Origin of the sequence: Amycolatopsis sp. lyj-23 (assembly GCF_046549135.1) — a bacterium.
Classification (GTDB): Bacteria; Actinomycetota; Actinomycetes; order Mycobacteriales; family Pseudonocardiaceae; genus Amycolatopsis.
The window spans coordinates 327336-340923 of sequence record NZ_JAJPWN010000003.1 but is presented as its reverse complement, the minus strand read 5'-3'; the positions used below and the strand labels follow the sequence as shown (position 1 = coordinate 340923).

14 protein-coding genes are annotated in these 13588 nt (G+C 72.2%); 8 read left to right on the top strand and 6 right to left on the bottom strand.

Annotation, left to right across the window (positions count from 1 at the left end; translation table 11 throughout):
• The first annotated feature begins 435 nt into the window (after window positions 1–435).
• Window positions 436–1536: a histidine kinase gene (locus tag ACLJPY_RS07710; RefSeq protein WP_410587618.1), complete on the top strand. Its 1101-nt coding sequence runs from the start codon at window positions 436–438 to the stop codon at window positions 1534–1536.
• Window positions 1537–1743: 207 nt separating this feature from the next.
• Here the strand turns inward: ACLJPY_RS07710 and ACLJPY_RS07705 are convergent, their stop codons facing one another.
• Entirely contained in the window at window positions 1744–2370 is a 627-nt protein-coding gene (locus ACLJPY_RS07705; RefSeq protein WP_410562524.1) for a response regulator, read from the bottom strand.
• 283 nt (window positions 2371–2653) lie between these two features.
• Between ACLJPY_RS07705 and ACLJPY_RS07700 the strand changes: the two genes are divergently transcribed.
• Window positions 2654–3109, top strand: coding sequence for an excalibur calcium-binding domain-containing protein (locus tag ACLJPY_RS07700; protein WP_410587317.1), 456 nt, complete (start codon window positions 2654–2656; stop codon window positions 3107–3109).
• A complete protein-coding gene (locus ACLJPY_RS07695) occupies window positions 3106–3747 on the top strand; it encodes a class F sortase (RefSeq protein WP_410587316.1) in 642 nt (213 codons plus the stop codon). The genes ACLJPY_RS07700 and ACLJPY_RS07695 overlap by 4 nt, the downstream gene beginning before the upstream one ends.
• Here the strand turns inward: ACLJPY_RS07695 and ACLJPY_RS07690 are convergent.
• Window positions 3717–5996: a helicase-associated domain-containing protein gene (locus ACLJPY_RS07690; RefSeq protein WP_410587315.1), complete on the bottom strand. Its 2280-nt coding sequence runs from the start codon at window positions 5994–5996 to the stop codon at window positions 3717–3719. The genes ACLJPY_RS07695 and ACLJPY_RS07690 overlap by 31 nt on opposite strands.
• 114 nt (window positions 5997–6110) lie before the next feature.
• Between ACLJPY_RS07690 and ACLJPY_RS07685 the strand changes: the two genes are divergently transcribed.
• Together ACLJPY_RS07685 and ACLJPY_RS07680 are read left to right on the top strand one after the other, a co-directional pair.
• The gene (locus ACLJPY_RS07685) at window positions 6111–6662 is read left to right on the top strand and encodes an AAA family ATPase (protein WP_410587314.1); all 552 of its coding nucleotides are present in this window, start codon (window positions 6111–6113) and stop codon (window positions 6660–6662) included.
• Window positions 6663–6684: 22 nt separating this feature from the next.
• On the top strand, window positions 6685–7020 hold the full coding sequence (locus tag ACLJPY_RS07680; protein ID WP_206784079.1) for a DUF3024 domain-containing protein: 336 nt from the start codon (window positions 6685–6687) through the stop codon (window positions 7018–7020).
• On the opposite strand, the gene ACLJPY_RS07675 is transcribed toward ACLJPY_RS07680, so the two are convergent.
• Window positions 7017–7334, bottom strand: a complete 318-nt coding sequence (locus tag ACLJPY_RS07675) for a nucleotide pyrophosphohydrolase (RefSeq protein ID WP_410587313.1) — start codon at window positions 7332–7334, stop codon at window positions 7017–7019. The two genes, ACLJPY_RS07680 and ACLJPY_RS07675, sit on opposite strands and share 4 nt — an antisense overlap.
• 134 nt (window positions 7335–7468) lie before the next feature.
• On the opposite strand from ACLJPY_RS07675, the gene ACLJPY_RS07670 reads away from it, so the two are divergent.
• The 3 genes from ACLJPY_RS07670 (at window position 7469) to ACLJPY_RS07660 (ending at window position 11535) form a co-directional block, all read left to right on the top strand.
• The gene (locus ACLJPY_RS07670) at window positions 7469–8389 is read left to right on the top strand and encodes a nitrate- and nitrite sensing domain-containing protein (RefSeq protein ID WP_410587312.1); all 921 of its coding nucleotides are present in this window, start codon (window positions 7469–7471) and stop codon (window positions 8387–8389) included.
• 88 nt (window positions 8390–8477) lie between these two features.
• Window positions 8478–9803: a DUF6880 family protein gene (locus ACLJPY_RS07665; RefSeq protein ID WP_410587311.1), complete on the top strand. Its 1326-nt coding sequence runs from the start codon at window positions 8478–8480 to the stop codon at window positions 9801–9803.
• Between the two features lie 223 nt (window positions 9804–10026).
• Window positions 10027–11535, top strand: coding sequence for a hypothetical protein (locus ACLJPY_RS07660; RefSeq protein WP_410587310.1), 1509 nt, complete (start codon window positions 10027–10029; stop codon window positions 11533–11535).
• 4 nt (window positions 11536–11539) lie between these two features.
• On the opposite strand, the gene ACLJPY_RS07655 is transcribed toward ACLJPY_RS07660, so the two are convergent.
• The 3 genes from ACLJPY_RS07655 to ACLJPY_RS07645 form a co-directional block, all read right to left on the bottom strand.
• Window positions 11540–11695 (bottom strand): hypothetical protein, encoded by a 156-nt coding sequence (locus ACLJPY_RS07655; RefSeq protein ID WP_410587309.1) that lies wholly within the window; start codon window positions 11693–11695, stop codon window positions 11540–11542.
• 222 nt (window positions 11696–11917) lie between these two features.
• Entirely contained in the window at window positions 11918–12850 is a 933-nt protein-coding gene (gene coaA, locus ACLJPY_RS07650) for a type I pantothenate kinase (RefSeq protein ID WP_410587308.1), read from the bottom strand.
• 115 nt (window positions 12851–12965) lie between these two features.
• Window positions 12966–13586, bottom strand: a complete 621-nt coding sequence (locus ACLJPY_RS07645) for a macro domain-containing protein (RefSeq protein ID WP_410587307.1) — start codon at window positions 13584–13586, stop codon at window positions 12966–12968.
• Between the last annotated feature and the right edge of the window lie 2 nt (window positions 13587–13588).

Genomic DNA, 13588 nt, shown 5'->3' with positions numbered 1-13588 from the left:
TCCCGCTGTGTCCTTGCCGCGCCGCCACCGCGCCGCGCGATAATGGCGGAACTCATGGATCCGACGCTAGCCGCGCGGGCGCTGTCCGCCGCCACCGAGATCACGAGCACCGCCCTGTCCGGCGACGACCCGGGAGCGGTGCTGGACACGGTCGTAGCCCGAGCAGCCGAGCTGGCCGACGCCGACCTGGGCCTGGCCATGGTCAGCACGGAGGACGGCCGGGTGGTGGTCGAGGCCGCCCACTACGCAACGGCCCACCCGTCAGCCGACGACGAACTTGCCGCTGACGCCTGGAGCCCCGGCGTGAGTGAGCTCGCCCCGGCACCGGGCGGCACCGAGCGTGCGAGTGGGCCAGTCGGCGATGACTCGGCCACGACCGCTCTTGGCGCACGAGCGGGCGATGCCCGCCCCGGCCCCAGCGAGCCGGTCGCTTCGCTGGCCAGCCCGAGCGCGAGTGGGCTCGCCCATGGGGCGCTGGGCACCGAGCGTGCCGCTGGACAGGCTGGCGGTGGCCCAGGCACGACAGCCTCCGCTGACTCGTCAGGCAGCATCGGGCGCGCCAATGGCGTGGGCCGCGGCCCCGGGGCCGCGGCCGCTGGGGACTCGCTGCGCGGCCTTGCCCTGCCCGCCGACTCCGCGGCCGGACAGGTAGCCCGTGGTGGCGAACCCGTCTCCAGCGAAGACTTCACCGTCGATCCGCGGACCGCTCCCTACGTGCCCGCCGAACTGCACGGCTACGGCCCCTTCGCCGCCGCGCCGTTCGGGTCCGGGGGGCGGGTTCTCGGGTCGCTCACCGTCTACCGGAAGCGGGGTCGCGAGCCCTTCTCCGCCGGGACCGTCGAGATGCTCGTCGCCTTTGCTGCGCAGGCCGGCGTTGTCCTTGCCCTCGCCGAAGGCGCCAATGCCCGGCACCGGGTGGCGCTCTACGAAGAGCGGGAGCGCATTGCCCGCGAGCTGCACGACGTCATCGTCCAGCGGCTCTACGGCGCCGGCATGCAGCTGGACCGCGTCCGGCGCAACATGCGCAAGCGGTTCGCTCAGGCCGATGGTGCGCGGCTGTCCGACGCCATCGACCAGCTCGACCAGACCATCGAGGAAATCCGCGGTACCGTGCGCGCGCTGCGGTCGCCGGAGCCGCGCCACGACACCGGTACGGCCACCGACCTCGCCGAGTCCGCGCGCGGCGAGGTCCGCATCGCCGGCGAGCTGCTCGGCTATCCGCCGACCCTCGAGCTCTCCGGCGAGTTCGCCGACATCCCCGCGGAACGCGCCGACCACATCCGGGCCGCCCTGCGCGAGGCACTGTCCAATGTGGTCCGGCACTCCGGCGCCAGCGAAACCCGCGTGACCCTGACCCGGGACTCCCGTGGCGTCAAACTCCGCGTGCGCGACAACGGTTCCGGCGTCCCCCAAGGCGTCGCGACCCGCGGTCTGCGCCACCTCGCCGAACGCGCGGACGCCGCGGGCGGGAAGTTCTTCCTGAACTCCTCACCCAGCCTCGGCACCCTCGTCGCGTTCGACCTGCCGCTCGACTGATCCCTGCTCCGCGACTCATCCTTCTCGGGTCATCCAGCCTCCCTTCCACGCCCTCGGCAATGATCTTACCGCTTGGTCGAACATATATTCGACTCACGTTCGAGTGAATTTATGCCGGAAAAAGGCCTGATCGAGATGGCGGACCGTGACGAGGTGCGGAAAAGGTCGCAGCGAACGGCGGATTGCGGACGCGGCGGCAGCGGACGGCTACTTCTCGCGCCGCGCAATCCAGGCGGCCGCCTGCGTGCGGCGTTGCATCCCGAGCTTCGCCAGCACCGACGTGACGTAGTTCTTCACCGTCTTCTCCGCCAGGAACAACCGCTCGGCGATCTCGCGGTTGGACAGGCCCTGGCCGATCAGCTCGAGCACGTCGCGCTCGCGCTCGGTCAGCGTCGCCAGCTCGTCCGTCGGCGGGTGCCGCATCTTGTCGAGCACGCGCGCGGTGCTCACCGGGTCCAGCAGCGACCGCCCGGCCGCCACCTCGCGGACCGCGTTCACCACGTCCTGCCCGCGCACCTGCTTCAGCAGGTAGCCCGCCGCGCCGGCCATGATCGCGCCGACCATCGCCTCTTCGTCGTCGAACGCCGTCAGCATCAGGCACGCCGGCGGGTTCGGCTTCGACCGCAGCTCGCGGCAGAGCGTGATGCCGTCGCCGTCGCCGAGGCGGACGTCGACCACCGCGACCTCCGGCTCGACGTGCATCGCCACCGCCAAGGCCTCTTCGACGCTGCTCGCCTCGGCGACGACCTCGATGTCGGGCTCGTCGCCGAGGAGGTCGCGGAGCCCGCGGCGGACCACCTCGTGGTCGTCGACGAGCAGAACCTGGATCGGCATACCCCGAGGTTACGGGGTGCGCGGACGCCGCGGTGGCGGCCGGTCGGCACCGTCACACGTGAAATACCTCGAAGAGGTGACTGCTGACCCGTAACATTCCGGCCGGTACGTATTCCTGGCCCGCAAATGAGCAGGTCAACGGGTGAATGCGAAAGAATCACGGAACCGACGCCTCTTCGTGGAACGCTGCCATTTCCGGAATTCCGGAAAAGTCCGTAACGGCGTCGCCGGTGCCGCGATAGTAACCACACATTCGCCCCGATTCCGTCCGGAAGGAATTCCGTTGTCCCTGTTTCGCCGTGCCCTGACGACGGCCGCCGCCGTCGCCGGGCTCGCCCTGCTCGGCCCCGTCCCCTTCGCGTCCGCCGAGTTCTCGGGCGACAAGAACTGCTCGGACTTCCAGTACCAGGAGGAAGCGCAGGCCGTCCTCGACGCGACGCCGGGCGACCCCAACCACCTGGACCGCGACAAGAACGGCATCGCCTGCGAATCGCTGCCGCACCGCCCCAAGGCGAGCGTGACACCGACGTCGGAAAAGCCGGCCACGCACACCGCGCCGAAAACGGCGGCGAAAAAGCCCGCCACCGGCCAGGTGAAGGTCAAGCCGGTCGGCGGCGTCGCCACCGGCGGCGGTGAGCCGGACGACGAGGTCCCCGGCTTCCTCGTGCTCAGCGGCACGTTGCTCGCCGCGACGGTGTCCGGCGGCATGGTGCTCTACCTGCGCCGGCGTCCGAGTTGAGGCACCCGCGCCTGTGGCCCGCGGTCATGGCGGTCGCCGCGGCCCTCGGGGTGGTCCTGGCCGTCGCCCTCGTCCTCGTCCTGGCCCCGAAGGCGCCGGAAGAGCTCGCCCCGGCCACCGCGGACCCACCGGGCACCGCGAGCGTCGCGCGCACCACGGCAACGACCGCCGACGGCCTCCCCGCGGCGAAACCGGCGTCACTGACGATCCCGGCGATCGGCGTGCGTGCCGACGCGATCACGGACCTCGGGCTGACGCCGGACGGCGCGCTGGAGGTCCCGGGCGACGCCACGACGGTCGGCTGGTTCACCGGCGCGCCGTCGCCCGGGGAGACCGGCCCGGCGGTGCTGGCCGCGCACGTCGACTACAAGCACGTCCCCGGCGCCTTCTCCCGCCTGAAGGACCTGCGCCCCGGCGAGCAGGCCAGAGTCGGCCGCGCGGACGGCCGCATCGCGGTCTTCACCGTCTACCGCGTCGACCGGTACGCGAAGTCGGCGTTCCCGACCGACCGGGTGTACGGCGACACACCGGACCCCGAGCTGCGGCTCATCACCTGCGGCGGGGCGTTCGACCGGGCGAGCGGCAACTACCTCGACAACGTCGTGGCCTACGCGAGGCTGACCGCCGTCGAGGCCTGAGCCAGCTCGATCCGCGCCAGTTCCAGGCGCCGGTACGTGCGTTCCCCGAGCGACCAGACGTCCAGGACGTCGCCGTCGAGCTCGGGGTAGGCGATGACGAGGTGCTCGCCGCCGTAGTCGACGTCGACCGGGAGCCCGGCTTCCAGCTGCCAGCAGAGTTGTTGCTGCTTCGGCGTCAGGCGGCCCGCGTAGCGGTCGCTCATCGCCCGCGCGAGCCGGCCGCGCAGCATCCCCGGCCCGCTCGCCGGGGCGGCCAGCAGCCGCGCGGCGTGGTCGCCGGGGTCGGGTGGCAGCTCGCCGGGTTCGGGGTCGCGGACGGCCATCGTCGGTTCCGCCTGTTCGCGGGCGGGCAGCACGATGCTGCCGTCCGCGGCGTGGCGGGTCGGCGCGTAACCCGCTTCGCGCAACGCCTCCAGCGTGCGCGAGGCGTCCACAGTGGACGTCAGCACGGTCGGCGCCACCGAGCGCAGGCCGAGCTTGGCCAGCTTGCGGTGGGCGGCGAGCTCGGCCAGCACCGCGGGTTCGCCGACGACGACGCTCGCGACCTCGATCACCTGCGCTTCGCCGTGCCGCCGCGCGACGTCGTTGACCAGGTACACCAGCGGCTGCGGCAGCTCGCCCGCGGCGATGGCGCCCAGTTCGCCGAGCAGTTCGGCGGCCTGCGTGCCCTGGTCGAACGCCCGCCGCACGGACGCGGGGGAGAACCGCCAGCTGGTCGCGGTGCCCTGGGCCTCGCGGTCGGCGACGCGGTCGAGCAGCGCCGCCAGCCGGGCGTCGGGCGAGCCGGGCACGATCGCCGTCAGGTCGGTGCCGAACAACGCCGTCGTGCGCGCGCGGGCGACCAGTTCGCTGGTGACTTCGACCAGCTTCTCCGGCGCGAGCAGGGCGCGCCCGGCCGCGGTCACCGCACCGTGCGCGATGACGCCGAGCAGCTCGCCTTCGCCGAGCGCGTCCCGGACGTGGCCGGCGAGGTCGTCGGTCGGCATCAGCGGCGCGTGCCACTCGGCGAGCCGGACCAGCGCGTCCACCTCGCTGACGGCGTCGCCGGGATCGAGCCGCGCGAGCAGCCGCACGACCAGCCGCCGCACGAGCGCTTCGACGTCGGTCTCGAACTCCGGGGGCGCCGGGTCCCACCACGTCGTCAACAGCAGGCGGTACAGCAACGCGGGCTCGGGCCGGGCGAGGTCCGGGGTCGGCGCGAGCGTCGGCGTGGGGGCCTTCTGGCCGCGGCGCGGCGGCGGTGGCTCGTCGGCCAGCAGCAGCCCGGCCTGCGCGGCGAGGTCGATGGCCAGCTCGATCTCCGCCGGCGTGCCGCCGGTGTCCTTGGCCAGTTTCTTGACCAGCCGGGTCCCGATCGTGCCGTCCTTGAGCAGTGGCAACGGCTCCGCGGCGGCCAGGTCGACGATCGCCGACACGCGGTCGAGCAACCGCAGCGCGGCGGCCGACGACGCCGCTTCGGCCGCCTCGACGCCGGTGTGGGTGACGGCGAACTCCGGTTCCTCCGGCGTGAACGGCAGCTGGTGGCCCGGCCCGCGCAGCGCGAGCGACACCTCGATCGGCATGGCCACGGTGCCGAAGTAGGTCCCGAACAGGAAGCCGTGGTCGAACGCCCAGCCGGCCGGGGCCACGCCGTCGACCTCGGGCACGCCGCCGGCCATGTCCAGCAGCAGCTTCCGCGTCTCCTCGGGCGCGGTGGCGAACACCTCGCGGACGCCGTCGCCGTCCCGGAAGAACCGGACGAGCCCGAGCAGGAGCTGGGGTTTCCGGAGGTCGTCGGGCAAGCCGAGGGTGCGCGACAGCTTCGCCAGCCGGCTGGTGCCGAGTTCTCCGAGCAGCTCCGCGACGGGCCTGCCGAGACCCTCGGGGCCGAAGCTGTTGCGGCGCAGCAGGTCTGGTAGGACGACGCCGTCGGGGTCGCGCCACAGAAGTGCTCGCTCGCCCAGTTCGTCCACAGCGGACTCGACGGTCCCGGCGTCCGTCCCGAGCAGCCGCGCGACCTCCTCGACGGGCGCCGGCCGCCGCCCCACCGCGTAACACAGCTGGACAGCGCGCATGACCTGGACGAGCGGCGTGGGCAGCCGAAGCAGCACGGCATCGATCGACTCGGCGGCCCCCAGCCGCGCCGCGACGACGTCCAGCCGCCGCGGCCAGGGGTCTTCGAGCACGTCCGGCCGGTGGGCCAGCACTTTGGCGAGGGCCGTCTGGTCCAGGCTCGCGAGCCTGCCGAGCAGTTCGTCGGCGGTCGTCATCGGCTCAGGCTAGTTCACCGTTCGCAGGCGGTACCGTCGCCGTCGGGCCCGGCGCGGACCGGTAGCTCGGCGGCTGGTGGCTCGCCGAGCCCGCGCCGCGCTAGCCTCGGTGCGGTGCCACGACTGATCCACCTCAACGGACCTTCCGGGATCGGGAAGTCGACGGTCGCGCAGGCCTACGCCGAACGGCACCGTGGGGTGTTGAACCTCGACACCGATCGGGTCGTCTGCCTGATCGGGGGCTGGCGGGACAGCTTCTTCGAGACCTTCCGGGCCGCGCAGGTGCTCGCCGTCGCGATGGCCGAGACGCACCTGCGGAGCGGGTACGACGTCGTCATGCCGCAGCTCGCCACCCGGGTCGTCGACGTCGAACCCTTCGAGGCCGCCGCCGGGCGGTGTGGGGCCGGCTACACCGAGTTGCTGCTCACCGCGGAGAAACCCGTCGCCTGTCGGCGGTTCGCCGAGCGGGCTGCGAACGAGCACTCCTCGACCAAGGGCGTCGACGACGTCGTGCAGGCGCGTGGGGGTACTGCCATGGTCGGTCGGCTCCACGACCAGCTCGCCGCCTACCTGCCGCAGCGGCCCGGCTGCGTCGTCGTGCCCACCGACGGGAGCTCGCCCGAGGACACCTACGACGCCGTGCTCGCCCACCTGCGCGCGGGCTGACGGCTTCCGGTTCACTGGGCTCATGGCAATTCCGGAGCTCGCGCTGCGGCAGATCGAACGGTGGTGCGCGCAGCGCGTCCCCGAGCACCTCCAGGACCGGATCCGGGTCGAGTGCCGGACGCGGGGGCGGGCCGTGACCATCGTCGAACGGCGGGCGCCGTGGTCGCCGCAGGCCGGGCCCGACTGGTCGGAGCAGAAGATCGCGCAGCTGCGGTTCGACGAGTTCGGCATCTGGTCCGTCTGGTGGGCCGACCGGAACGGACGGTGGCTGAGCTACCCCGACGCGCCGGTCGCCAGCACGCCGCCCGCGTTGCTCGCCGAAATCGACCGCAACCCCGGCGGGGTGTTCTGGGGCTAGGCCGGCGGCGGGAAGCGGACCTCGTTGCGGTCGATCTTCGCGTGCGCCGCCGCGGCCAGGTCGACGCCGAGGCGGTCGGCCAGCTGCAGCAGGTACAGCGTGACGTCGGCGATCTCGTCCAGCACCTGCTCTTCCAGCGCCGGGTCCGCGCGCCAACTGTCCGACTCCTCCGGGGTCAGCCACTGGAACAACGACGTCAGCTCGCCGACCTCGCCGGAAAGCGCCATCACGAGGTTCTTCGGGGTGTGGTACGGCTCCCAGGCGCGGGCCGCGGCGAAGCCGCGCAGGCGCTGGGTCACGTCGTCGAAGGTCACGGTGGCGATTGTGCCGGGTGGTCACGGTGCGCTAACGGCCGTATGGCGGACTGCCGTTGACCGGTGAATCTCTCACTCAATAGGTTGAACTTCGTCGGGATGCTTGCGGGGACCAAGGCTGGGAAAGGAACGTCTTGAAGTACCTGCGATCCGTCCGCGGCCGCATGCTGGGCATCGCGTTCATCCCCGGCGGCGCGCTCGTCGCCGTGGCTGTCGTGATCGCGGTTCTCCTGATCCACCAAGCGGTTCGGACGCGGGACGTGGCCGTCGAGACGGCGGCCGCCGCCGACCGGACGGCCCGCACGGTGGTCGCCTTGCAGGCCGAGCGGAGCGCGGCGATGGCGGCGCCCGACGAGCGGAGCGCCGCGTTCGCGACTTACACCCAGCGGATCGAATCCGCTGTCGCCGGCCTGCGCGACTACGCGCGCCACGCCCCGGACGCCGAGTCCGCCTACCAGCAGACGACCGCCGTCGAACTGCTTTCCGTGGCCGAAGGCATGGACCGCTCCGATTCCCTCGCTCTGGCCGGGCTGGACGACGTGACGCGGGGGTCGTTCACCTCCGCCGTCGCCTCCTACCGGGCCGAGCTGGCCCGGGTCGTCCCGCAGCTCAGCGAGAGTGGCCGGATGGCGTACGAGTCGCTCACCCGCAGCGCCGAATGGAGCAGGCTCGCCGCCGCCGAGAACGCTTTCACCGCCGCCGAAGCGCTTCCGTTCCCCGAGGCCACGTGGCGCAGTGCCGCCTACGCCGTGTCCGCCCAGCTCGGCCTGCTGTACACGCAGCAGAGCCAGTACGCCGTGCAGCTGACGCTCGACGACGGCCGCCGCACCCTCGCCGGCGCCCTCGCGGCGGGGACCGCGCTCCTGCTGTTCGCCGGGCTGCTGATGGTCGTCGTCCGGCGGCTGGTGGCCCGGGTTCCGGTGCCGGTGGTCCCGATCATGGTCCCGACCGTCCGCGCGGCCATCCCGCGACCCCGCCACGCACGGTCACGAAGGCCGGGACTGCCGGATCCGTGGCCGCTGAAAGCCGTGTTCGACGACTTGCGACGTCGATGACCCTGTTACGAACAGTGACTGGTTACTCCGAAAAGAGCACGCGGTTGGCCCACACGCGTGCGCGGGGCCGTCGGGCAGACTGGTGCGCGTGAGTCCCCACTCGGATCTTCGCCCCTACCTGCGCACCTTGGGCGCGGAGACGCTGGCGGACCTGCTGCACGCCCAGGCCGAGCGCGATCCCGAGCTGCGGCATTCACTCGAACTGCGCGCGGCCACCCAATCCGGTGACGTCAGCGAGGCGCACCGCCTGCTGGACACGGCGGTGACCGACGGGAACGTCGAGTACACCGCGAAGATCGGTGCGGTCCTCGACACGCTGCAGCGGATGCTCGACGCCGGCAGCCGCGCCGACCTGGCGCCGCTGGCCCGGCGCACGGTCGACGACATCAGCGAGGTGCTGGAGCAGTCCGGCGACCACGCCGGCGACCTCGCCGAGCGGCTGGACCGGGCCGTGGAGCTGTACGCCCGCGCGTGCGCCGCGCGGCCGCCGGACCCGGAGAAGCTGGCCGACTGGATCCTCGAGGTCGAGTTCGACGGCCCCGGCCGCCCGACGATCGACCTCGCCGACTTCGCGACGGCGCTGGGCGAGCCAGGGCTCAAGCGGATCAAGTCCACTGTGGACGACGTGCTGGCGGCGAACGGTGCCGGGCACCGCCGTGACGTGGCCGAACGGCTGCGCGAGCAGCTGGCGGAGGTGCTCGGCGACGTCGACGAGCTGGTGGCGATCCTGTCGGCCAAGCCGCCGCGCGTGGACGTCAGCCTCAAGATCGTCCGGGTGCTGCGGGCCGCCGGGCGGCACAGCGAGGCCATCGCGCACGCCGCCCGCGCGCTGACCCACGACAAGCAGCCGCCGGCGCCGGATCCGGAAAGCGAGACGAGCCGTCGTCGCAAGGACTTCGACGCCAAGCCGGGTCTCGAGACCTACGCGGCCCTCCGCGAGGCCGCGACCGACGACGGGAAGTGGCCGGTCCAGCGCCGGGAAGCGCTCGCCTGCCTGCGGGAACGCGCTGCCGAGGGCGTCGAGCAGGCTGACGAGCTCGTCCGCGTCCTGCTCGACGACGGCCGTCCCGACGAAGCCTGGCGCGCCTGCGTGCGATTCGGCGCGTCCGCGGAGCTCAAGCTCGAGCTGGCCGAACAGCGCTCGGCCGAGCACCCGGCCGAGACGATCCCGGTCTTCCGCGAACACGTCGACGAGCTCATCGAACGCAAGGACCCGCACGCCTACCAGGAAGCGGCCCGGCGGCTGAAGCTGTTGCGCACCTTGCACAAGCGGGCCGGGACGCCGGACGAATTCACCGCTCACCTGGCCGCCCTGGTGGAAAACCACCGGCGGAAAACCCGCCTGATCACGGAAATCCGGGCCGCCCGGATCGCCTTGCCGAAAGCCGTAACCTCCTCGCGCGCACCTCGTTGACCCAGGCGAACCGGTGATACACGTGCACCGGGACATCGTGAGCGCGCCAGGCGTCGCGGTGGCCCAGTTCCGTCGCCCGCTCGGCGCCTCCCCGTCGAGCACCCGGCGGGACCCGCGCCAGGGCCACCGCGACCCGCGCTGCGTTGACCGGGGCTGCGCCCCGGGCCGGGGGCTTCGCCACCCGGACCCCCACAAGAAGTGGGTGAAGTGAAACCATGACCGCATGAGCCCGGTGAGTCGAGCCCGCAAGAGGCAGCCGCAGCCCGTCACGCACAGCGTGACCGGCCTGTTCAAAGACGTCCTGAACGACTTCTCGGCCCTGGGCGCCGACCCCGCGCCGGTCGACGTCGAGCTGCTCGCCTCCGAGGTGCTCGGGCAGTTCCACGACCTGCCCGTCGAGGACGGCGAAGAGCCGCTCGGCCTGGAGCTCATCGCCTTCGCCCAGCGCAAGATCACCCCGGGGGCCGCCGCGCTGCTGGCCGCGCTGAAGGTCGTCGCCGAGACCGACGTCGAGCGCAAGGCCGCCGACGCCGGCCTGCAGGTCGTCCTCGGCCGCGGCATCCCGGCGCCGCCGTGGGCCGCCGGGCTGGGCCGGGTCACCGCCGGCGAGTGCTGGCGCACCGGGGACGTCTTCGGCGACGAGTCGTCCCTGCTCTGCGTCTTCTCCCACGGCGACCAGGCGTACGGCCTGCTCGCGCTCCTCGACTTCACCGAAGCCGGCCGGGTGCGGGACCTCGTCGTGATCGACCAGCCCGCCGAAGTCCTCGCCGAGATGCGGGAGCAGTCCGACGCCGACCCGGAGCTGGTCGTCTTCGAAGCCGTCGACCCGGCCGAAGCCCACCGCCTGATCGCGGACGGCCTCGCTGCCACCGACCACCTCGACGAGGCCGACGTCAGCGAGGACTACGCGCGCTTCCACGCCGTCGCGCTCACGTGGTGTCGCGCGCTGCCGGAACCCGCGCTCGTGCCCGAGGTCGCCGAGTGGTCCGACGCCGAACGCGCCGCCGTCGTCGAGCAGTTCGTCGCGGCGAGCGGCGAGGACGCCGATGCCGCTCGTGCGATCGGCACCCTGCTGCTCGAGCACGGCCTGCGCACCGACCCGGGCAACCCGCTGCGCGTCGGGCCGGAGAAGATCGCGCGGTTCCTCGAAGGCCTGCTGGGCGAGGAGTACGAGCTCGACGCCGACCACGAGGACGCCGTCGAGCCGGTCGTGCTGGCCTGGGTGCAGTGGGCGGGCGAGCGCGCGCACCTGACCGAGACCGCGATCGCCGCCCTCGACGAGGCGGTCCAGGACTACCTCAGCGAGTACGCCGACGATGACGACTCGCCGCTGGAGCGCTACTTCGCCGACACCAGCGACCTGTCGCCGACCGAGCTGGCCGACGCGCTGGAGCGGCGGATGTTCGCCGTGCCGTCGACGACCACGGAGATCGACGAGGAAGAGGTCGACCTCGACCCGACCGACCCCGACCAGCGCCGCGCGCTCGTCATCGCCGAGGCCGACGAAGACGAGGAAGAGCAGCGGCTGATCCTGCGCGCGACGATCGTCGACCAGCTGTGGGACAACGAGCCCGCCGAGGTCTGGCGGGCCGCCGAGCGCCTGCAGGAGGGCGAGCTCGACCGCGACGAGATCTTCGAGCAGCTGATCGACGCGCTGGAAAACAGCCTGCTGGACGCGGAAAACCTCGAATACGACGCCGACGCCTACCTCGAGGCGCTGGCCGGGCTCTGACGAACTACGGGAGGGGGCCTGCCTGTTCGGCGGGCTTTCCCTTGCGGCGGCGTTCCTGCAGCCGGTCGTCGAAGTCGACGACGAACGTGCCGGCGGCCATCGCGATCAGCAAGGCAAGACCGAGCACCGCACCGACCCACGTGAGGACCATCGTGAACATCGTGGGCCTCCTCCCCAGCTCAGAGCCGTTTTCCTGACTCCTTCAGGGTCGCTTTCGCAACGCACGCCCGGTATCGGCCAACCGGTTACGGCTGAACGGCCCACCTCGGCCGATCGGCCGGATTCCGGCGCGGAGAGTCGCCGGACCACGACGAATCGTGGCCGCACACTCGCGCAGCGTGCGAATCTGCGGCATGTGGGTGACGGACCTGTGATGAGCGGGTCAGAGCTTGCGCAGGCGGACCCGGTTGATCGCGTGGTCGCAGTCCTTGCGCAGCACCAGCGTCGCGCGCGGCCGGGTCGGCTTGATGTTCTCCATCAGGTTCGGCTCGTTGATCGAGTGCCACAGGTGCCGCGCCTCGGCGCGGGCCTCGTCGTCGGGTAGGCCGGCGAAGTGGTGGAAGTGCGACTTCGGGTCCGCGAACGCCGTGTGCCGCAGCTCCAGGAACCGCTCGACGTACCAGCGCTGGATGTCGTCGGTGTGCGCGTCCACGTAGATCGAGAAGTCGAAGAGGTCGGACACCATCAGCCGCGGCCCCGGCTGCAGCACGTTCAGGCCCTCGACGATGAGGATGTCCGGCTGCTGCACCACCTGCTCCTGACCGGGCCGGATGTCGTAGGCCAGGTGCGAGTACACCGGCGCGGCGACGCGCTCGGCGCCCGACTTCACCTCGGTGACGAACCGCAGCAGCGCACGCCGGTCGTAGCTCTCCGGAAAGCCCTTGCGGTGCATGATCCCGCGCCGCACCAGCTCGGCGCGCGGGTACAGGAAGCCGTCGGTGGTGACCAGGTCGACGCGGGGGTGGTCCGGCCAGCGGGCGAGCAGCGTGCGCAGGATGCGGGCCGTGGTCGACTTGCCGACCGCCACGCTCCCGGCGATGCCGATGACGAACGGGACCTTCGTGCCGCGGGAGTCGTCACCGAGGAACGTCGTGGTCGCTTCGTAGAGCCGCTGGCGCGCGGCGACCTGGAGGTTGATCAGGCGGGACAGCGGCAGGTAGACGTCGGCCACCTCGGCCAGGTCGACCTGCTCGCCGAGGCCGCGCAGCCGCAGCAGCTCGGCCGCCGTCAACGGCAGCGGCGTCGAACTCCGCAGTTCTCTCCATTGTTCCCGGTGCAGCTCGACATACGGGCTGAGTTCGCGGACGCGGGTCATCGCACACTCCTCCGGCCGTCGCCTGCACTGGCGGACGTTTTACCTGCTCGATCAACGGTAGGGCTTGCGGCCGGTTAAAGCGCTGTGACGTAGTCCACCCCCGATCCGGGGTTGATCACCCAGCGTCACGATTTCCGAAGACTTCGGCCCAGGCCGCGGCGACCTGCCGGGCGCAGGTCGCGGGGTCGAGGCCGCCGACGCCGGTGCCGAGTCCGGGCATCGCGATCGTGTCGACGAACTCGCGCACCGGGCCGTCGTCGAGCCGGCCGTCACGCCAGGTCAGGAAGACCGCGCGGGCGGCGAGGTACGGGTGGACGGTGTCGGCGGGCAGCCGTTCGCCGGGTTCGCGCATGGTGGGCGCGCTGATCAGCCACGCCGGCTGGGCTTCGCCGGTCGGCACCACGACGGCGTCGCCGATCGGCAGCTCCCCGCCGTGGAAGGCCAGGACAGCGCTGCGGACGCTCTGCTCCACGCCCGGGAACGCCTGTGCGTAGACGGCGTCGATGCCGCCGCGCATCCAGCCGTAGGAGTTGGCCGGGCTGACCACCGCCTGGGCGACGACGTCGAGCACCGAGCCGCGGTGCACCCGGACGCGGCCGGTCAGCTTCCGGGCCGCGGCGGTCCAGGCCTCGGCGAGTGGTTCATCGACGGCGCACAGCACCAGTTCCGGTGTGCGCGGGCCGACCGGCGGCTTGGCGCCCTCACGTCCGGTGTGCGTGCCCGATTCGGCGGTCACCC